Source organism: Bacillus sp. MYb209, assembly GCF_002975175.1.
Taxonomy (GTDB): Bacteria; Bacillota; Bacilli; order Bacillales; family Bacillaceae_G; genus Bacillus_A.
On record NZ_PCNZ01000020.1, the window covers coordinates 34,334 to 53,267 of the forward strand.

General features: G+C 34.5%; 22 protein-coding genes. 11 read left to right on the forward strand and 11 right to left on the reverse strand.

What is annotated here, in order from left to right; all coding sequences use genetic code 11:
• Positions 1–23 precede the first annotated feature (23 nt).
• Both abc-f and CQZ94_RS31850 read right to left on the reverse strand, forming a co-directional pair.
• Positions 24–1,904: a ribosomal protection-like ABC-F family protein gene (gene abc-f, locus CQZ94_RS22510; RefSeq protein ID WP_105587157.1), complete on the reverse strand. Its 1,881-nt coding sequence runs from the start codon at positions 1,902–1,904 to the stop codon at positions 24–26.
• 124 nt (positions 1,905–2,028) lie between these two features.
• The gene (locus CQZ94_RS31850) at positions 2,029–2,163 is read right to left on the reverse strand and encodes an RAxF-45 family protein (RefSeq protein WP_105587158.1); all 135 of its coding nucleotides are present in this window, start codon (positions 2,161–2,163) and stop codon (positions 2,029–2,031) included.
• Between the two features lie 425 nt (positions 2,164–2,588).
• Here CQZ94_RS31850 and CQZ94_RS30935 point away from each other — a divergent pair, with 425 nt between their 5' ends.
• Together CQZ94_RS30935 and CQZ94_RS22525 are read left to right on the forward strand one after the other, a co-directional pair.
• Positions 2,589–2,717 carry a spore coat protein B gene (locus CQZ94_RS30935; RefSeq protein WP_142395908.1) on the forward strand — a complete coding sequence of 43 codons (129 nt, stop codon included), beginning with the start codon at positions 2,589–2,591 and terminating at the stop codon, positions 2,715–2,717.
• A 135-nt stretch (positions 2,718–2,852) separates the two neighbouring features.
• Complete coding sequence (locus tag CQZ94_RS22525) at positions 2,853–3,647, forward strand: DUF4931 domain-containing protein (RefSeq protein ID WP_472926931.1); 795 nt, start codon at positions 2,853–2,855, stop codon at positions 3,645–3,647.
• 11 nt (positions 3,648–3,658) lie between these two features.
• Here the strand turns inward: CQZ94_RS22525 and CQZ94_RS22530 are convergent, their stop codons facing one another.
• Positions 3,659–4,192, reverse strand: a complete 534-nt coding sequence (locus CQZ94_RS22530) for a transglycosylase SLT domain-containing protein (RefSeq protein WP_105587205.1) — start codon at positions 4,190–4,192, stop codon at positions 3,659–3,661.
• Positions 4,193–4,461: 269 nt separating this feature from the next.
• Between CQZ94_RS22530 and CQZ94_RS22535 the strand changes: the two genes are divergently transcribed.
• The gene (locus CQZ94_RS22535) at positions 4,462–6,111 is read left to right on the forward strand and encodes a DUF2334 domain-containing protein (RefSeq protein WP_105587160.1); all 1,650 of its coding nucleotides are present in this window, start codon (positions 4,462–4,464) and stop codon (positions 6,109–6,111) included.
• A gap of 864 nt (positions 6,112–6,975) precedes the next feature.
• Here the strand turns inward: CQZ94_RS22535 and CQZ94_RS22550 are convergent.
• From CQZ94_RS22550 to CQZ94_RS22565, 4 genes are all read right to left on the reverse strand, one after another.
• A complete protein-coding gene (locus tag CQZ94_RS22550) occupies positions 6,976–7,332 on the reverse strand; it encodes a YxeA family protein (protein ID WP_105587161.1) in 357 nt (118 codons plus the stop codon).
• Positions 7,333–7,479: 147 nt separating this feature from the next.
• On the reverse strand, positions 7,480–8,316 hold the full coding sequence (locus CQZ94_RS22555; protein ID WP_105587162.1) for a YitT family protein: 837 nt from the start codon (positions 8,314–8,316) through the stop codon (positions 7,480–7,482).
• Positions 8,317–8,433: 117 nt separating this feature from the next.
• Positions 8,434–8,763: a PH domain-containing protein gene (locus CQZ94_RS22560; RefSeq protein WP_105587163.1), complete on the reverse strand. Its 330-nt coding sequence runs from the start codon at positions 8,761–8,763 to the stop codon at positions 8,434–8,436.
• Positions 8,764–8,923: 160 nt separating this feature from the next.
• Complete coding sequence (locus CQZ94_RS22565; RefSeq protein ID WP_105587164.1) at positions 8,924–9,901, reverse strand: LacI family DNA-binding transcriptional regulator; 978 nt, start codon at positions 9,899–9,901, stop codon at positions 8,924–8,926.
• A 305-nt stretch (positions 9,902–10,206) separates the two neighbouring features.
• Between CQZ94_RS22565 and CQZ94_RS30940 the strand changes: the two genes are divergently transcribed.
• A complete protein-coding gene (locus CQZ94_RS30940; RefSeq protein WP_142395909.1) occupies positions 10,207–10,302 on the forward strand; it encodes a DUF3948 family protein in 96 nt (31 codons plus the stop codon).
• Positions 10,303–10,517: 215 nt separating this feature from the next.
• Here the strand turns inward: CQZ94_RS30940 and CQZ94_RS22575 are convergent, their stop codons facing one another.
• Positions 10,518–11,123: a lysophospholipid acyltransferase family protein gene (locus CQZ94_RS22575; RefSeq protein WP_105587165.1), complete on the reverse strand. Its 606-nt coding sequence runs from the start codon at positions 11,121–11,123 to the stop codon at positions 10,518–10,520.
• A gap of 336 nt (positions 11,124–11,459) precedes the next feature.
• Here CQZ94_RS22575 and CQZ94_RS22585 point away from each other — a divergent pair, with 336 nt between their 5' ends.
• Positions 11,460–11,555, forward strand: coding sequence for a DUF3948 family protein (locus tag CQZ94_RS22585; protein WP_070127837.1), 96 nt, complete (start codon positions 11,460–11,462; stop codon positions 11,553–11,555).
• A 61-nt stretch (positions 11,556–11,616) separates the two neighbouring features.
• Here CQZ94_RS22585 and CQZ94_RS22590 read toward each other — a convergent pair whose 3' ends face one another.
• Together CQZ94_RS22590 and CQZ94_RS22595 are read right to left on the reverse strand one after the other, a co-directional pair.
• Positions 11,617–11,757, reverse strand: coding sequence for a YrzO family protein (locus CQZ94_RS22590; RefSeq protein ID WP_105587166.1), 141 nt, complete (start codon positions 11,755–11,757; stop codon positions 11,617–11,619).
• Between the two features lie 22 nt (positions 11,758–11,779).
• Positions 11,780–12,748, reverse strand: a complete 969-nt coding sequence (locus CQZ94_RS22595; RefSeq protein WP_105587167.1) for a DMT family transporter — start codon at positions 12,746–12,748, stop codon at positions 11,780–11,782.
• A 127-nt stretch (positions 12,749–12,875) separates the two neighbouring features.
• Here CQZ94_RS22595 and CQZ94_RS22600 point away from each other — a divergent pair, with 127 nt between their 5' ends.
• Complete coding sequence (locus CQZ94_RS22600; RefSeq protein WP_105587168.1) at positions 12,876–13,742, forward strand: LysR family transcriptional regulator; 867 nt, start codon at positions 12,876–12,878, stop codon at positions 13,740–13,742.
• 255 nt (positions 13,743–13,997) lie between these two features.
• Complete coding sequence (locus tag CQZ94_RS22610; RefSeq protein ID WP_105587170.1) at positions 13,998–14,099, forward strand: DUF3948 family protein; 102 nt, start codon at positions 13,998–14,000, stop codon at positions 14,097–14,099.
• A gap of 63 nt (positions 14,100–14,162) precedes the next feature.
• Here the strand turns inward: CQZ94_RS22610 and CQZ94_RS22615 are convergent, their stop codons facing one another.
• Positions 14,163–15,110, reverse strand: a complete 948-nt coding sequence (locus CQZ94_RS22615) for a helix-turn-helix transcriptional regulator (protein ID WP_105587171.1) — start codon at positions 15,108–15,110, stop codon at positions 14,163–14,165.
• A gap of 134 nt (positions 15,111–15,244) precedes the next feature.
• Here CQZ94_RS22615 and modA point away from each other — a divergent pair, with 134 nt between their 5' ends.
• The 4 genes from modA to proC all read left to right on the forward strand — a co-directional run bounded on the left by modA (position 15,245) and on the right by proC (position 18,934).
• Positions 15,245–16,051 carry a molybdate ABC transporter substrate-binding protein gene (gene modA, locus CQZ94_RS22620; RefSeq protein WP_105587172.1) on the forward strand — a complete coding sequence of 269 codons (807 nt, stop codon included), beginning with the start codon at positions 15,245–15,247 and terminating at the stop codon, positions 16,049–16,051.
• A 5-nt stretch (positions 16,052–16,056) separates the two neighbouring features.
• Entirely contained in the window at positions 16,057–16,731 is a 675-nt protein-coding gene (gene modB, locus CQZ94_RS22625; protein WP_105587173.1) for a molybdate ABC transporter permease subunit, read from the forward strand.
• A 297-nt stretch (positions 16,732–17,028) separates the two neighbouring features.
• Entirely contained in the window at positions 17,029–17,880 is an 852-nt protein-coding gene (locus CQZ94_RS22630) for a GRP family sugar transporter (RefSeq protein ID WP_002113377.1), read from the forward strand.
• A 250-nt stretch (positions 17,881–18,130) separates the two neighbouring features.
• Positions 18,131–18,934: a pyrroline-5-carboxylate reductase gene (gene proC / locus CQZ94_RS22635; RefSeq protein WP_105587174.1), complete on the forward strand. Its 804-nt coding sequence runs from the start codon at positions 18,131–18,133 to the stop codon at positions 18,932–18,934.

An 18,934-nucleotide genomic window follows, 5' to 3' on the forward strand; every position in this document is an offset into this window, starting at 1 on the left:
TGCTCTTTTTCATTCTATCTTCTTTAATCCACAATATTCTCTAGTTCGTTATATAACCCTGCTCGTAACAACTCTTTTTTCGTTTTTTCTTCATATAATTGTTCAAGCATTTCAACATCAACTACATTTTCCATTTTACATTCAAGTGCATATATATCTTCTTCTATATGCATTAACTCGTTTTCAACTTTCTCTAAATTTCTAGACTCCTGCTTTTTTATAGGTATCACTTCTAACGCTTTACTCCCTTGCTGCTTCTGTTTCACTACTTGTTTCTCAATTCTTTCTTCCCATTTTTGACGAGCCCATGCATAATTCCCTGCAAACTCAAATAATTTGTGCTCATCAATCCAATATGTCTTTTCAAATAATTTATTTAAGAAATAACGATCATGTGAAACAGCTAAAATAGTCCCATTATATTGTTCAAGGGCTTCCTCTAAAACTTCCCTTGATTCAATGTCAAGATGATTTGTCGGCTCATCTAAAATTAAAAAATTGATGTCTTGATACATAAGTTGCGCGAGCCTCAGCCTCATTTTTTCCCCACCGCTAAGTTGCTCCACCTTCTTAAACACAGCAGGTCCGTAAAATAAGAATCTAGCTAATATATGTCTTGCTTCTCCCTCTGTTACAGCTACACACTCTCTGAAAGCTTCCAATACATTGTTCTTCATATTCCCATACGCATGCTGCGATAAATAACCGATTTTCACACTACTACCAATCCGAATTTCACCAGCATCTGGCTCTATTTCTTCTAGTAGTAGTTTTAATAACGTAGTCTTTCCTGTACCATTACGTCCAACGATGGCTGCGCGCTCCTGAAAACGAATATGCAAATTTGCTTTCTCGAATAAAGATCGGTCAGCAAATCCTTTACTAACTTCTTTCATTACAACGACATCTTTTCCGCTTCTCTCTTGCCCTTCAAACTGAAGTCCCATCTGTTTTCTTTCCAAAATGGGTCTCTTTAATTTCTCTATACGCTCTAACGCACGTTCCATATTTCTCGCTCTCTTATGCAATCCTTCATTCGGCGGATTCGCTTGATTTGCCCATTCACGTAGACGCTTAATTGCTTCTTTCATTTTCTTTATTTTCTTTTGCTGTTCTTGATACGCTTGAAATTCTTGAAGCAGCCTTTCTTCCTTTTCCTCAACAAACTGTGAATAGTTCGTATGATATGCGTGAATTTCTCCATCTTCTAAATCAAAAATTTTCGTTACAACTTCATCAAGGAAATAGCGATCATGTGAAATGACCATAACTGTTCCCGTATATTCTTTTAGAAATTGCTCTAACCACTCGACTGCAAATAAGTCCAGATGATTTGTTGGTTCATCTAATAGAAGTAAATCCGGTTTCTGCAATAGCATGTACGCAAGGCTTATTTTTGTTTGTTCTCCACCACTTAACTCCATAAATGATCGAGGAAATAGTTCCGTCACCTGTAGACCATTTGCTACCTTCATAATATTCGCTTCTATTTCATAGCCACCGAGAAACGCGTACCTTTCTTGAATTACTCCGTATCTCTCCATCAATTTTTGTAAAGCAGATGATTCCTGTTCTTCCGCCATATTTTTTTCTAAAGCATGCATTTCTATCTCCAACTCTTTTTCCTTTTTAAAAGCGGAGCTTAATACATCATATACATTCATTTCATTATTGAATTTTGGAATTTGTGCTACATGACCGATGCATGTACCTTTCTTCATATGAATGGCTCCCGCATCCAAACTCTCCATTCCTGTTAGAAGCTGAAAGATAGTTGTCTTCCCACTACCGTTACGACCAACTAATCCAATACGTTCACCATTCTTTATTTCAAGCGATATATTTTCAAATATGATGTTTCCACCAAAAGATTTCGTTACATTATTTACACTACAAATTGTCATTTTCCGTACTCCTTTCAATATAAAAAACCATGGGAAAGAAACATTCCCCATGGTTTTTGGCATAGAAAAAGGAAGCCAAATAGCTCCCTTTTCACACGTTTATCAAAAATGGGTGAAGAGACTTCTATCGTTCAATAGCTACTATGCAATTGTTAAAAAAGGGCATACGTATCCCGTTAACAACTACACCATGAAAAATCGCACGACAAAAATAGATATAATCTAAAAATTTGGCACGCGCAGCTAAAGAACGTTTCATCTCATTCACCCCTTTCGTACGGAATTTAATACTTACTTCTTTTCTTTATTATACTTTCCCATTCCATGTTTGAATAGTCATTTTTCTGAAAATAATGAAGATAGACTAAACATTTCAATAAGTGACATCAAATCTTACAAAACTGTTATGTTCACGTAATGGAAAGCGATAGTACGAAAAGATGCCTCCCTATACAATAAAGATATAAACAAGAGAGACAAAAACAAGGAGGAAACAATCATGATGAAAGAAATCATAAAAACAATCTTCGAGGTATTAGTGAACGGACAAGCAGTTGTAAAAGAACTAAACGAATTATAAAAAGGAGTGAAGGAATATGATGAACATGGTAAAAATGGTTTTACACGCTTTAGTCGATGCAAAAGCAGTTAGCCAAGAATTAAACCAACAATAAAAAGGGGTATATGAATATGAAGAAAGCCATTATTGTAATCGTAAGTACAGCAATTGCCTTATACACAATAAAAAATAGAAAAAAGAAACAAAATGAAAATGCTCTATATTATCCATACACACTATTAAAGAAAAAATAAAAGACAAGGTACCCTATTACAATGAGGATATCTTGTCTTTTACTTTTTGCCCTGTTTCCTTTAAAGGATTTCCTCCTCCCTTTCCCGAATGTATTAGACGGCAGTTTTACACACATTTTAAAGGGGTATAGAGAAATGGATACACAACAACTTTATTTTTTGAATGATATCGGCAAACAAAAACCAGAAAGTATTCGTAACCGAAGCGCTACTTGTCCTTTTTGCGACAGAGAAAATTTAACTGATATTTTAGCAACCGAGGGCTCAATTATTTGGGTAAAAAATAAATTCCCTACATTAAAAGATACATTTCAGACTGTGCTAATCGAAACCGATAATTGTGATGATCATATCGCAACATACACAGAAGAACATATGAGATCACTAATTCGTTTCTCCATTAAACATTGGTTAGACTTACAGAAAAGTGATGAATTTACATCTGTTATCTTATATAAAAATCACGGCCCATTTTCAGGTGGAAGTTTGCATCATGCACATATGCAAATTATCGGAATGAAATATGTAGACTATCTAGAAAACGTAGACAAGGAAAATTTCCAAGGGGTAATTGTACAAAAAAACGAACACATTGAACTTAATATTTCTGAGCGTCCGATTATCGGTTTTACTGAATTTAACATCATCATTGAAGATATTTCATTTATAGATGAAATGGCAAATTACATTCAGCAAACTGTACGTTACATACTGACAGATTTCCATAAAGGGTGTAGTAGTTATAATTTATTCTTCTATCACCAGAATGGAAAAATCATTTGTAAAGTTGTTCCTAGGTTTGTAGTTTCACCGTTGTACGTAGGATATAAAATACCGCAAGTTTCTACAAAACTAGAAGATGTGAAAATACAATTAGCACAGTATTTCACGAGACAAAAGGATGAATTTATTCATAGAAAAACAGAGTAGGTATAAAAAACCTACTCTTTTATCACGCCTTTATTTCGATAGTATACATCCTCTAATCCGATGTTATACTTCATATTATTATCCGTCCACTCTGGCCCTAAATTTCCTGGCCATCCAGATGTATTCGCTATATATTTTAGTAATGCAAAATCAGTCAAACCTTTTTGCACCCCGCGCTTGTACCCTTTCATTAAATGCGGCATTGCAATTTGTGCATTTGTACGTGGATCTTTCAACTCTTCATCTGTTAAATGATCTGGTGCAAGCCCACCACCACGATGTAATTGAAACAACCCGAATGAAGTCCCGTTATCTCCAACGCTTCTTGGATTTAACCTACTTTCATGTTCGGCAATTGTAAGAGGTATCCATTCCGGGAGATTTACTTTCTTTGCTTCCTCTATAATGATTTGTTTCATCTGTTTTGCTTCTTCTGAATCAACATAGCTTGTCCCATTTATTAGCTTATCCATTCCTTCAGACTTACCTTGGAAATATAAATAAACTCCAAGAACAACTAAAAATCCTACAAAGAATTTCTTCACTACCTCTACCTCTTTCTCCGCTGAAATTTGTCCCCTTTCAGCCTTCCCTTTACAATTACCACACTCTATCACTCTCTTACTCTCTTACTCTCTTACTCTCTTACTCTTTAATCATAGCAAATAACTATACATATTATCATCATGCTTTAGACCGATTTTGCGAAAAAACAGTTGGTAAATACGTACAAAAATGTAACTTACATGGACTACAACTCATTTATTGTATATAATTGTAAATTGAATTATATATAAACTAGGAGCATATATAAATGAAAAAATTCCTACTACTCTTTTTTAGCATTTTACTACTCATTCCTATACATATCTCTGCACAAACATCATCCAAGCCAAAAGTACTTATTTTGTATAGTACAGAAGACAACAAAATTACAAACAATGTACAAATCCTTAATACTCAGTTAGGACACTTTACAAATAATATAACAGTAAAAAGTTTAAAAGAAATGAATGAAACTACTAACTCATTTTCTTATACACATATTGTTTATATCGGAGAGAAAAAAGAAGATTTTTCTACTAAAGCAAAACAATTTCTAGAAAACTTCTCAGGTCCAGTATTAGTTTTAGGGCAAAATGTTGAACAATTATCTAATCGTTTTTCTTTCATTACCTCGAAAGAAACCGATATACGAACTCACACTATAGAATATCCGACTCTCCAGTTAAAAAATGAATTACATGAAGAACGCTTAATGAAGAAGGTTGAAACAAAAGGAACAGCTCTTGCTTACGCCTTGAGTGCCGATGGAACCCATCCGTTAATCGTTCAGCAAGGAACATCATATTATATTGCAACTCCGAACCTTTTTGATTGGATGTCCCATTACGTCGGTGAAATGTTGTTTTCTTACTTCGGGCAAGAGCCTATGACAAATAAAACTACAGCTTATTTACGTCTTGAAGACGTTCACCCAGCTGTAGATGTAAAGCAATTAAAAGAAATCGCTGAATTACTAAAAGAGAAAAAGCTCCCTTATATGATTACCGTTATCCCTGTTTACAAAGATCCAGACACAGGAAAAACAGTACATCTAAAGGATAACTCTGAATTAATCGATGTTTTACGCTTTATGCAAGATAATGGTGGCTCTATCGTTATGCATGGTTACACCCATCAATTTTATGATAGTGAAACTGGCGAAGGTTTTGAATTTTGGGATGTAAAAACTGATCAACCAATTCGTCAACCGAACCATGAAAAACCAAAAACAAAAGACGATTTCCAATCTACAGAGGACTATAATAAATACGTTGAAAACGGAAAAGCCTTTGAAGAAAAGTATATTAAAGAGCATATTGAAAAAGGGATTACAGAGCTTGTAGAAGCTAAATTGTATCCATTTGCTTTTGAAGCTCCGCACTATACAATGTCTCAAAAAGGATATGAAATACTATCACAATATTTTTCAACTTATGTAGGACAAATACAACTAAACGATACAACTTGGAAATCGATGCACTCACCGGCTTATATAAGTACACCTTCATTTTTACATGGGATGAAATTAATTCCTGAAACTGTTGGCTTTATTGAAGAAGATAAGCCACAAGCTATAGCAAAAATGAAAGAACGTGCTTTATCTGTCGAAAAATTATCCGATGGAATTATCGGTGCATTTTATCATCCTTACTTGGGCGTTAAACCATTAAAAGAAGTATTAAAAGAACTAGAAAGTATTCCAAACATAGAGTGGATTGATTTACAAAAGGAAACGAATGAAGTAAAAATGAAAGATATTCATATTACTACTAATAAATACGGCATTCACGTTGAACAGCCAACAAGTGCGAAGGACATAATTGATTATATAAAACAATATGGGTTCTTCCTCATAATTGGGTTCATTATAATTGTCTTTCTTTTATTATTAAGACGTGCGAAAAAATTAGAGTCATAATAAAACACCAAGCGAGATGCTTGGTGTTTTTTCAACCTAAATCGAAACGTGGCATTTTATTAACAACCCATTGATCATTCTCATATTGATCAATATGTATATGGCTATCAATCCATTTCACCTTTATGCCCCCATAAAAAAACAAGAAAGGGTCCCCCTTCTTGTTTTATAATCTATATTAGTTAACAATTAAATTTGTTATTATATCAAATAATCCAATACATACTACGGCAACAGTAAAGTAGCTACAGAAATCTTTAATTGGAAACTTCACTACTTCTTCTTTACGCATCCCAGTTTTCTCCCTTCTTAATATATCCCTAATTTTTTTTTATCTATTTGTATCTATTATGCAAAAAATATGACAAATTTACTATCGAATTAACTTACGTAAACCTTACAATGTTGTAAGGTTAAAAAAAGAACCCCATCTAAATAAAGATGAGGTCTATTAAAAATTAGTTGGTTTTTCATTCTTCATTAACATTACAAACAGAAAGTAATACAGTGAGACTTTCTAGTTACACTATATGAAATTCACTATATTTTAACCATCGAATTACATTACAGAAGGCTTACAGATTTGTAAGCTATGTGTAATGTAATTCGATAGTTTCCCTTACCTATATTTCGTACAATAAGGTTAGAAAGTAAGCCAAATAAGAAGAACACTCACATAACCAAATTACATTGCTAGTAACCCAATCTTCTTATACTTTCATTTTTGTTACTACAATGTGTCCCCTTCCCCTTTATATAAAAAATGCCCTAGTTTATATGAACTAGGGCATTTTTATGCACCGAATAAATACCCCCACCTAGTATTTTTCCTTTCGACAAAAAATAGATGGGGGTATATTTTCACTATCTCATCGCCAAAAGTTTACTCTTCGCATTTATAGGAATACTTGTAGTCTCAATCTCTTCAATTGACTCACCGTAACGCCCTTTTGCGAACACCTTTAACGCTTCGTCTCTCTTTAACATACGTTTAACAGTTTTCTTTATTTTTTGTTCTCTTCCACGTTCATCAAATGCAATAAATTCATATTCATACCATTCATCACCGACATGCTGACCAATCGTATCCACAATTGTATAGTATTCTTTCGTCGTATAAAGCGGATTATATTTATCAATAACTGGTCCAAGTTTCGTAGGTAGTAATACTACTACTATCGCTACCACAGCTATTACAGTAGTAATCATTTTTTTCTTCATGATACTGATCTTCCTCCTCTGCAGGATACTTATACATCCATTCTAAAGAGCAGGAATTTGATCTACCATTCAATCCCATTACATTACCCTTACATTTTTGTAAGAATAAAAAAAAAAAAAAGATGAACGAATTTTCTCGTTCATCTTTTAGCTTGCTTTAAAACCACCGCCAAGTACATCACGTACATCGTGAATGACAACGAAGGCATCTTCATCAACTCGGCCGATAACTTGCTTTAACTTAACAAGCTCTTGTTTATTAATAACGACATATAATACTTCTTTATTTTTACCAGTATATCCGCCGCGTCCTTCTAATACAGTAACACCACGTGTCATGTTTTTCGTAATAGCCTCACGAATTAAGTCTGGTTGATTCGAAATAATCGTAACAGCAGTCTTTGTATCCATTCCTTCTACAATAAAATCAATTACTTTCGCTCCGATGAATACAGCAACAAGTGTATACATTGCCTTTTCTTGTCCTATTATAAATACAGAACCAGCAATTACAACGATATCAATAATAAGTACGCCTTTACCAACACTCCAACCTAAATATTGATTTGCTAGTCGAGCTAAAATTGCCGACCCTCCTGATGTACCTCCAGCTTTGAACATACATCCTAATCCGACACCTACAAATACACCAGCGAATAAAGCCGCTAGTAACGTATCACTATTTACTTGATATTCGATATGTTCTGTAACATATAAAAACAAAGATGTTTCCACAATACCTATAATTGTGTAAACCATCGTTTTCTTATCAAAAAATTTATAACCTACAGCTAATAAAATTGCATTCAAACCAAAGTTCACAATTCCTGGTGACCAATCAAATAAATAATAAGTAACAACCGTTAAACCGATGATTCCACCCTCTGATAAACGGTTTGGAATTGCGAAGTAATTAATACCAATTGCAAATAGTAATGAACCGATTGTAATTAATGCTATTTCCTTTATACGTTGATTAACCATAGTTCATCCCTCCCCCCATTTGACATTGTATCACTATCTCCTAGAGGTTTAGAAGTGGTTTTTATTACGCAATTCTTCTCATAACATTAATGTTATTATGTTTAAACAAACGCCTGATTAATTATTCACATTTGCCCTAACTGTACGAGCGAAGCGCTCCACATTACCTTTCTGAATATACTTAGCTGTCACCGTCTCCTGATTGCAAGTAAATACTAAATGCGGATGAAAATTTATGTCGTCTATATGCAAATACGAATACTCTTCAAATGTTGCAGGATAGTAAGGAAATTTCCCGTAAAAAAAGAGACGTCTAGTCGTAGCAACGAAAATCCCATGCCGATATGATAAGGTAAAATCATCTTTCTCAAATATCCCTATCACAAATGCTAAAATTTGTTCGTCATCCTCTACATATTTTTTCATACTTAATAAAAGTTCATTCATGCATATTCCTCCAAATTCTATTCATTGTTTTAACACTTGAAAAGAATCCATGGATTATTACAGACCGGTGTAACTCTTTTATAAAGTATGAAACGCGTTTCCTGTCAAAGACATTTCACAAAATAATCCGTTATGTGATTATACACATAACGGATTAAGGCTAAACTGTAGAGCGTTCCACAAGTTTATACGGAATTTCCATCTTTTCTTGTTTAGAACTCTCATCGCTTACTTGCCTGTAAAACATTTCAAAAGCCGTCTTACCTATTCCCTTTAAATTTTGGTCAATGGTTGTCAGTTGTAAAACTTGAGAAATCGGTTGATTATCAAAACCAATAATCGCTAAATCCTCAGGAACTTTAATACCTAATTTTTCAACTTCTGTCATAATCCCAATAGCAACTTCATCTCCTGCCACTATTAATGCTTCAGGAGGATTCTCCATCTCCTTGAATTGATGTGCAACTCTTACACCATCTTCTAATGTAAAGCATTCTGTGAAAATCCGATTTTCCATCACTTCTTCATCTATTAATTGTAGTTGTTGTTTATAAGCATCAAAACGTTTCTTACTACTTGGCCCTAACTTTCTTCCCGTACAATATCCAATCTTCTTATAACCTTTTTCAATAAGGTAACTCATCCCTAATTGAAAGGCATTAAAATGATCTGTATATACACTCGATATGCTTTCAATATCATTATCCTCACAAGCGACAACTGATCCATACGCTGCATACGGCTCTATAATTTCCCACTCATTAGCACGAGAACAAATGATAAGACCGTCTAGTTGCTTTGTTTTCAACATATGTAAACTTTTCATTTCTTCTTTTTTATTGTAATTCGTTTGACAAAGAAGTACTCGATAGTTGTGAGCTAATGCGACCTCCATCATTCCACCCACCATCGCATCAAAACACGGGTGATTAATATACGGTAAAATCACACCAACAATATTCGTTTTCCCTTTTGATAAATGAACAGCATTTGCATTTTGTGAGTAATTCAATTTCTCAACTATTTCTAAAACAACTTTCCTTTTTTCTTCATTTACATATGGGTGATCATTTAATACCCTCGAAACAGTCGTAACTGAAACCCCAGCCATCTTTGCAATATCTTTAATATTAGCCATACACTCACCTCTACTTTTAACTTAATAAATCACATGAACATATGTCAAATCTTCTCATCATTACACTTTCATTCGTTTTTCTTACAAAAGTGTAATTTTCCTGTAAGCGAATTCGATAGTGACTCTCCGCAATATTTCATACAATTAAGTCAGAAACAAGGCAACAACTATTCGAAAAGGAGCGGATCTATATGATAAACAAAATGAAACCGAACAATTTCTTAAATACAATGGGCATGGTATTATCCGCTCTTATCGATGCAAAAGCTGTTGCTTCTACATTAAACAAGTAAGGAGAATTTATAATGAATAACATGACTTTTAACAAATTAGATTTTTTAGGCCTAGCTAGCGGCGGGGTTCTTCTTACTGCTTTCATTTCCGCTGCTACGCTTATATAAACTTTGTGTCCCTTTTCCCCTTTATCCCGCATTAACGGGCAGTAAGACTCCCACCTCAAAATTCAGCTGGAGCAAAGAAGTTAGGTGGGAGATCCACTGCCTGTAAACGCCCGATTGGTTCAACTAATAATCAGTGGGGGATGAACAAAACCCCCACTGATTAAAGTTTCACTTTATATAGAAAAAGACGACCGTCTATGCCCGGTCGTCTTTTTTTAGTTTTGATTTTGCTGCAAAACTTCCCTTAGTTCTTCAAATTTTGCATTTAATTCATCTGTCATCATTTTCATAGCCGTTTTTCGATCTATTTGTTCTTCAGCATCAATTTGAATTGGGTCTCCAAAAACTAATTGCGCTTTTTTTCCTTTTATCAATTCTTTTACACTTGATGGACCCACATAAGCTGCCGGTATTAACGGGACGTTAGAACGCATTGCAATTGTAACAGCCCCAGCTTTTAATGAAACGTCTTCTGATGATCTCGTCCCACTTGGGAAAATCCCTACTACTTTTCCTTCTTTTAATAAACGCGATGGAATTTTCAATGTGCTTGGCCCTGGATTCGCACGGTCTACAGGGAATGCATTTACATTTTTAAAAAACCAGTTTTTAAATTTCCCTTCAAACAATTCTTTTTTTGCCATGTAATGAATTTGGGTTGGGTACATTCCTGCCGCTAACATTAAAACGTCCATAAAGCTTGTATGTGTGCAAGCAACAACGTAAGGGCCACCTTCTGGTAATTTCTCTCTCCCTTGTACTTCTACTTTCCCAGCCATTTTAAATATATATTTCAACGAAAATGTAATTGGTTTATACATTCATTTCGTTCCTTTCTAAACATCCGAATTGGAATCATATTCTTACAACGATTATAACACTAAGTTTTAGGAGTTGGTAATAAAAATAAGTATTTATTGTTAAATTTCAATTCTTACAAAAGTGTAATTTTCTTGTAAGCTAATTCGATAGTGACTTCCCCCAATCTCTTATACAATTAAGTCAGAAAGTAACAACAACCATTTGAAAAGGAGCGGATATATATGATGAACAATTTTAAAACGAACAATTTCTTAAATACAATGGGCATGGTATTATCCGCTCTTGTCGATGCAAAAACTGTTGCTACTACATTAAACAAGTAAGGAGAATTTATAATGAATAACATAACTTTTAACAAATTAGATTTTTTAGGATTAGCTAGCGGCTCGGTTCTTCTTACTGCTTTTATTTACGCTGCTACGCTTATATAAACTTTGCGTCCCCTTTCCCCTTTATATAGAAGAAGACGACCGTCTATGCCCGGTCGTCTTTTTAAATTTTTCTTTCCTGTAACTCTTTTAAAAGCTCTATCAGCTCAGCCTGCTGTTCTATCTTCTTACGACCATTCCGATTAATTGCTGCAAGTTCGCAGGCAACTCCAACGGCAAAGAAAAACAATAAACTTTCTAACATGTAAAAATCCTCCAGTTGCCTATTAAACAGCTTGACGCAATTGCTCTTCTTGTAAAACTTGTTTATTTATATTTTCTTCTTTTCTCTGACAAACATTATTACGAATAAGCGCTGCAATAACAAATAATGTTCCTACTACATCAAATGTCGTTATTTTATATCCTTGCATCATCATAATAACTAAAGTAGTAATTGGCACAAAGTTAATAAATAAAATACCATTAATTGATGATAAAATTTTCACACCGTAGTTCCAAGCAAGTAGTGCTATGATACCTGGTAATGTCATCATAAATAACAAATCATATTTCACAATAGAAATCGTTCCCAAGCTTGGAACTGATACATATCCAAGTGCCGTAATGATTACAGTTATAATTCCTGTAACTGCTGTCCCAAACACACAAGTTAATGTTGAATAGCGTAATGTTGACCAATCACTACACGTTTGACCACCCATCGTATAAATAACCCATCCTACAACACCAACAAATATAAACGCTAGTGAAAACATATTATCTTTCAATGTTAAAAAGAAACTCATTTCCCCTTTCGTAACAACAAATACAGCCCCTACGAATGCGATAATCATGCTCGTTATCATATACTTCTTCGGTTTTATATGTTTATATCCCCATAAAATACAAATTGAAATCATCGGCATAAGCGCCTCCATAATAGAAGCTACCATTACACCTGATTTTCCCATTAACATTTGTCCTAAAAAAATTAACACATTATATACAGTAAACGCCATTGTTCCAAAAAAGACGAGTAACTTCCCTCTTCCTTCTAAGCGAAATGCTTTCTTTCCTTCTTTCATTAGCAATAATACAATCAGTACAATTGCTACCGCCCCATAACGAATAAACGAAAAATAAAATGGATCTATGTATTCTAGCGCATGATCAGCAACTGGAAACATCGCTCCCCATGACATACTTGCAATTAAACATGCCAAAGCACCTATTATCATTTGACCTTTTCTCACTACAATCCCCCGCTTCTATCTATTTGCACAAAGAGAATTGTAAAAGAAAAAATATATCACGTAAAATGATTCAAAATGATGTTAACTATCATTTATAATGATAGTTAACATCAAGGAGGAACATAAAATGGAATTACGAGACTTACAAATCTTCCAAAGCGTTGCCGACCGCGGTAGTGTAAGTAACGCAGCAAAGGAATTAAATTACGTACAATCAAATGTAACCGCACGTATTAAACAATTAGAAAACGAGCTGAAAACCCCGCTCTTTTACCGTCATAAGCGAGGTATGACTTTAACAGCTGAAGGCAGAAAAATGCTCGTTTATGTTAATAAAATTTTGCAAGATGTCGAAGAGCTAAAACAAGTATTTTTAGATAGTGAAACACCATCTGGTATATTAAAAATTGGTACAGTCGAAACAGTCAGTACATTACCTACCATCTTGTCTTCTTACTATAAAAGCTATCCAAATGTCGATTTATCATTACAAGCCGGTCTAACGGAAGAACTTATTAGAGAAGTACTTGATCATCAATTAGATGGTGCCTTTATATCAGGTCCTATTAAACATCCACTAATTGAACAATACGATGTTAGTACCGAAAAATTAATGCTTGTTACACAAAATAAAGCTTTTCATATAGAAGAATTTACTACGACACCCCTACTCGTTTTTAATCAAGGATGTGGGTACCGTTCCAAGCTAGAACGATGGCTTAAAGATGAAGGTTTGCTACCAAAAAGAATTATGGAATTTAACATATTAGAAACAATATTAAATAGTGTGGCGCTCGGTCTTGGGATTACACTCGTCCCCCAGTCTGCGGTGCAGCACCTTTCTACAGCAGGTAAAGTACACTGCCATCCAATTCCCGAGAAATACGATAGTATTTCAACTGTTTTCATTCGCCGTAAAGATAGCTACATGAGCAATTTGATGCACAGCTTTTTAAAAACAATTAAGGAACAACATCATATCAATATGCTTTAAAAGACATTCTTACACGAATGTCTTTTTTTCTTACAAAAGTGTAATTCTCTCGTAAGCTAATTCGATAGTTACAACTACCTATATTTCATATAATTAAGACAGAAAGCAGGGCAACAACAATTCGAAAAGGAGCGGATACGTATGATGAACAAAATGAAATCAAACAAATTTTTAAATACAATGGGCATGGTGCTATCCGCACTTGTCGATGCAAAAGCAGTTGCAACTACATTAAACAAATAAGGAGAGATTATGATGAACAATAGTACTTTCAACAAATCAGATTTTATCGGACTTGCAAGTGGAGCGACTCTTCTTACAGCTTTCATTTACGCACTTGCTCAAAGTCTCGTTTAACAATTTGTTTCCCCAATCCCCTTTATATAGAAAAGGCTGCTCGTCTTATAGACAAGCAGCTTTTTAGTTTGTTTCATATATAATTTGGCCTGTTTTGCTTATATCATATCCACTAATTGCTTTTAATTCATTGTGAAACTCTTCAGATTGCAAAATTCCTTTTATAACCTCAATAAGTTCCTCATTTTCTTTATTCTTCAGAAGTACTAAATCATACTGTTCTTTCATTATCGGAATAAAGTCTACATTTACAATTTGGGAAAACTTTTCTGATCCTACCCCAACATCAGCTTTTCCATTCGCGACTTGCGAAGCAACACCAAGGTGATTCGATTCTTCCCATTCATACCCGCTAATATCTTCTTTATTTAATTTTTGAATTCGCAATTGCTCATCCACTAACACCCTAATACCAGAACCTTTTTCTCGATTTACAAATCGTATAGATGAATGAGCTAAATCAGCCCATGTTTTTATATTTTGTGGATTCCCTTTTTGCACATAAAACCCAACATTTCTTGCTAATAAATTAATCATAATATATGGTTGTCCAACTAAAATACGTTTTACGTAAGGAACATTATATGTACCTGTTTCGCCATCAAATAAATGCAAACTAACGACGCTTCCTTCTCCTTGGTACATCTTCACCAAACTCGTTAAACTACCTTGATATGCTCTTAATATATTAGAGTTTGGTAAACGATTTTCTATATGTTTTGCCAACATATCTAACGTTAGTTCTTGACCACTAATGATGCGTGTATTCGAACTACTAATTTCGGCCTTCCTTACAGGAGTAAATTGCGTCTTACCTGTTTTCATTTGCTTTATATATTGTTCTAAATCAGCTGCATCAATGCGCATTTGTCTACCAACCCTATAAGAAGGAAGTTCTCCTTTTTTAATTAAGTCGTATACAGTTAATTTTGATACTTTTAATCGCTTTGCTACTTCTTCCGTTGTGTAGGAATGATGATCCATAGACGATTCCTCACTTTCTCCCTTCATTGTAACAAAGAAAAGAATATTTCTCCTAGTTTTTAAAAACAACTATATCGTTCAAATTATATTCAATTATAACTAGTTATAATTAGTTATATTTAGTTATAATTGAATATGTCAAAACGAAAGGGGATTTTTTTATGAACAAATTCACATTACGATCCATCGGGGCACTTATACTTTCTTTCCTTCTTATATTTAGTGCTGCTTGTACAAGCGGGGAAAAGAAAGAAAAGTCAGCTGCTAAAGAGGGAAAAACAGTCGAACTGACTATATCAGCTGCTGCTAGCTTACAAGATGCATTAAAAGAAATTGAAAAACAATATAAAGAGAAAGAGCCTAACATTAAACTTTCTTTTAACTTCGGTGCTTCTGGTGCACTTCAACAACAAATTGAACAAGGTGCACCTGCTGATTTATTCTTCTCTGCAGCAGAGGATAAATTCCAAACTCTTGTTAAAAAAGGATTCATTAATGAAAAAGAAGGGAAAAATCTTCTTGGAAATGAACTAGTTCTAGTCGTTCCAAAAGATAGTTCTCTTACAAAATTTCAAGATTTAAAAGATGAAAAAATCAAGAAAATTGCACTTGGTACACCTGAATCTGTACCTGCAGGAAAATATGCAAAAGCTTCTCTCACACATGAAAATCTTTGGAATGACGTTCAAAATAAAATCGTATTTACAAAAGATGTTCGCCAAGTGTTAACATATGTAGAAACAGGTAATGTTGATGCTGGTATTGTATACAAAACAGATGCTCTCATTTCAGACAAAGTAAAAATTGGCGAGACGGCAGCAGCTACTTCTCATGAGCCAATCCACTATCCTTTAGGCGTAATAAAAGAATCAAAGCATAAGAAAGAGGCGACTTCATTCTATGAGTATTTACAATCAAAAGATGCGCAATCTATCTTTAAGAAATACGGATTTACTGTCCTATCATAATTGCTATGAACTTTGATGCTATTTTGTCACCAGTCTTTCTATCCTTACGAGTAGCTGCATGCGCCACCATTATCGTTACAATTTTAGGAACGATTATCGGGCGAGCGCTAGCACGCTCCTCATGGCGATATAAAGTAATATTAGAAACTATTTTCTTATTACCAATGGTGCTTCCACCAACTGTTATCGGCTTTTTTCTAATTATCATTTTCGGAAATAACAGTCCCATTGGAAAGTGGATTGAATCATTATTTCAGCAGTCCATTATGTTTACATCTACTGCTGCTATCATTGCTTCTACAGTCGTTGCATTTCCGCTCATGTACCAATCAGCAAAAACAGGATTCTCTATCGCAAATGTACAAATTGAAGATGGCGCGCGCGATCTTGGTGCAAGTGAATATCAAGTTTTTCTACATGTTACACTCCCGCTTGCATTTCCTGCGTTACTAAGTGGTATGATTTTAAGCTTTGTTCGCGCACTCGGTGAATTTGGTGCAACTTTAATGTTTGCAGGAAATATACCTGGCAAAACTCAGACGATTCCAACGGCGATTTATATGGCTATTGATGCAAGTAATATGCAACTAGCTTGGACACTTGTAATCATAACGATTAGTATGTCCCTTTTATTCTTACTATGTATTCAACTCATTAATAGAAAAATCACTACTTCTTAAAGCAACTTTCGACAAAAGTTGCTTTTTATTTCCCGAAAAATAAAATGATTTTATTAATGACTTAATTTTATTTCTTATTTAAATATACATTTTATTTGAATTCACTTTCTAAAATAGGTAATTTCCTGTTATTATATGAAAGTGTTTCAAAAAATGAAGAAATGAAAACGCATTTATATCGTAAATTCTTCATCCTGTTTTAGCGATCGGTAATCTTCTACTCTATTAGTGGGGCATTACCGATCGTTAGAACGATATGTAATTATATTGGTATAGAAAACCGAAGGGAGTCTTGTAATGGACATTTTATTAGCGCTTCTTCCTGCAATCGCATGGGGAAACATCTTATTAGTAAGCGTAAAAATGGGCGGTGGTGCATATAGCCAAACGGTAGGTATGACAATCGGTGCTCTATTCTTCGCAACAATTATGTATGTATTTACTCAACCAACTTTAACAATGACAGTCTTGATTGTTGGCTTTATTTCAGGTTTATTCTGGGCTTTAGGACAAGTAAACCAATTAAAAACAGTTGAAAAACTAGGTGTTTCAACTACTGTAACTATTTCTACTGGTATGCAACTTGTTGCAACTTCTATCTTTGGAGTTATCGCTTTTCGTGAGTGGACTACTACTACAACGATTGTTCTGGGAACGATTGCAATCCTATTAATCGTAGTTGGTGTTGTATTCACATCACTAGATGATAAAGAAAATGCACAGCCACCAGGACAATTGAAAAAGGGACTTCTTACTTTAATTGTTTCTACTTTCGGTTATCTTGTATATGTAATTATTATTCGTTGGTATAACATTGATGGTTGGTCTGCTATTTTACCACAGGCAGTTGGTATGTTTGTTGGTGCAGTTGTACTGACATCTAAACATAAACCATTTAACAAATATGCAATGCGTAATGCTTTATCTGGTTTACTATGGGGAACAGGAAACTTATTCTTACTTCTTTCATTACCACGTGTTGGAGTAGCAACAAGCTTCCCATTATCTCAAACTGGAATCGTTATCTCAACATTCGGTGCGATTGTCTTCTTAGGTGAAAAGAAAACAAAACGTCAATTGATCTTTATTGCACTAGGTAGTGTTTTAATTATCGGCGGCGCTGTATTGCTTGGTATGACAAAAGCATAAACTTATAATCTATTAACAAACCCCTGAAGCATATGCGCTTCAGGGGTTTTCTGATTACAATTATTTTCTAAATATAATTATTTATACGATCTTGTTTTTTATAATTCCTCTTCCATTCTAGCAAGCCATCGATACACAAAACCTCCCCCCTTACCTATTCCACTTACGATAAGCCTTTTCTTTTTACAAAATTCTCTTAAAAATGGTATCGTTTTTTATAACATATTCTCATCAGAAAGGAATAAAGGATATGCCTAATAAACATCGAATTTTATTTATTGGTGCCGGTCGTATGGCAGAAGCTATATTTGCCGGACTACTTACAACAAGTAAAGAATACATCGAAGAAATTATTGTTTCCAATCGAAGCAACATAGAAAAATTGAAGCAATTACAAAATCAATATGATATATCTGTTACAACTGATTGGAAACAACATATTAAATCTGTAGATACAATTGTTTTAGCAATGCCACCTGTCGCACATGAACAGCTATTAGCGGAGCTTTCTCCTCTTCTAACTGATCAATTTGTTGTGACAGTTGCTGCTGGAATCGGACCATCTTATCTAGAAGAAAGACTCCCTCAAGGAATACCTGTTGCTTGGATTATGCCAAATACAGCTGCTGGAATTGGCAAGTCTATCTCCTTATATACGACGGGACATTCTGTAGATGAAACACATCAAGAAACGTTACAACTTCTTTTAAAAGGCATCGGTACCTCGCAACCTTGTACCGAAGAGGAAGTTCACCAACTTACCGCAGTTACTGGTAGTGCACCTGCTTTCCTCTATCACTTTGCTGAAGGTTTAATTGAAGCAACGAAAAGCTATGGTATTGATGAGGAAACAGCAAAACACCTTGTTATTCAAATGATTGCTGGCTCTGCCGCTATGCTCCAGCAAAATCAGGATCCAGCTATGCTCCGCGAACAAGTAACAACACCAGGAGGTTCAACGGCTGAAGGCTTAAAAGTTCTATATGAAAATAATTTTTTAGGAGTCATTCAACAAGCAGTTGAAGCAACCAATAAAAAAGCTAGGGGGAATTAA

What these genes read in the sequence shown, in the direction of transcription:
- modA (WP_105587172.1), top strand. Translation starts at nt 15,245, where the DNA reads ATGAACAAATTCACATTACGATCCATCGGGGCACTTATACTTTCTTTC.
- CQZ94_RS30940 (WP_142395909.1), top strand. Translation starts at nt 10,207, where the DNA reads ATGAATAACATGACTTTTAACAAATTAGATTTTTTAGGCCTAGCTAGC.
- proC (WP_105587174.1), top strand. Translation starts at nt 18,131, where the DNA reads ATGCCTAATAAACATCGAATTTTATTTATTGGTGCCGGTCGTATGGCA.
- CQZ94_RS22600 (WP_105587168.1), top strand. Translation starts at nt 12,876, where the DNA reads ATGGAATTACGAGACTTACAAATCTTCCAAAGCGTTGCCGACCGCGGT.
- abc-f (WP_105587157.1), bottom strand. Translation starts at nt 1,904, where the DNA reads ATGACAATTTGTAGTGTAAATAATGTAACGAAATCTTTTGGTGGAAAC.
- CQZ94_RS22535 (WP_105587160.1), top strand. Translation starts at nt 4,462, where the DNA reads ATGAAAAAATTCCTACTACTCTTTTTTAGCATTTTACTACTCATTCCT.
- CQZ94_RS31850 (WP_105587158.1), bottom strand. Translation starts at nt 2,163, where the DNA reads ATGAAACGTTCTTTAGCTGCGCGTGCCAAATTTTTAGATTATATCTAT.
- CQZ94_RS22555 (WP_105587162.1), bottom strand. Translation starts at nt 8,316, where the DNA reads ATGGTTAATCAACGTATAAAGGAAATAGCATTAATTACAATCGGTTCA.
- CQZ94_RS22565 (WP_105587164.1), bottom strand. Translation starts at nt 9,901, where the DNA reads ATGGCTAATATTAAAGATATTGCAAAGATGGCTGGGGTTTCAGTTACG.
- CQZ94_RS22525 (WP_472926931.1), top strand. Translation starts at nt 2,853, where the DNA reads ATGGATACACAACAACTTTATTTTTTGAATGATATCGGCAAACAAAAA.
- CQZ94_RS22585 (WP_070127837.1), top strand. Translation starts at nt 11,460, where the DNA reads ATGAATAACATAACTTTTAACAAATTAGATTTTTTAGGATTAGCTAGC.
- CQZ94_RS22615 (WP_105587171.1), bottom strand. Translation starts at nt 15,110, where the DNA reads ATGAAGGGAGAAAGTGAGGAATCGTCTATGGATCATCATTCCTACACA.
- CQZ94_RS22610 (WP_105587170.1), top strand. Translation starts at nt 13,998, where the DNA reads ATGAACAATAGTACTTTCAACAAATCAGATTTTATCGGACTTGCAAGT.
- CQZ94_RS22560 (WP_105587163.1), bottom strand. Translation starts at nt 8,763, where the DNA reads ATGAATGAACTTTTATTAAGTATGAAAAAATATGTAGAGGATGACGAA.
- CQZ94_RS30935 (WP_142395908.1), top strand. Translation starts at nt 2,589, where the DNA reads ATGAATATGAAGAAAGCCATTATTGTAATCGTAAGTACAGCAATTGCC.
- CQZ94_RS22550 (WP_105587161.1), bottom strand. Translation starts at nt 7,332, where the DNA reads ATGAAGAAAAAAATGATTACTACTGTAATAGCTGTGGTAGCGATAGTA.
- modB (WP_105587173.1), top strand. Translation starts at nt 16,057, where the DNA reads ATGAACTTTGATGCTATTTTGTCACCAGTCTTTCTATCCTTACGAGTA.
- CQZ94_RS22575 (WP_105587165.1), bottom strand. Translation starts at nt 11,123, where the DNA reads ATGTATAAACCAATTACATTTTCGTTGAAATATATATTTAAAATGGCT.
- CQZ94_RS22630 (WP_002113377.1), top strand. Translation starts at nt 17,029, where the DNA reads ATGGACATTTTATTAGCGCTTCTTCCTGCAATCGCATGGGGAAACATC.
- CQZ94_RS22590 (WP_105587166.1), bottom strand. Translation starts at nt 11,757, where the DNA reads ATGTTAGAAAGTTTATTGTTTTTCTTTGCCGTTGGAGTTGCCTGCGAA.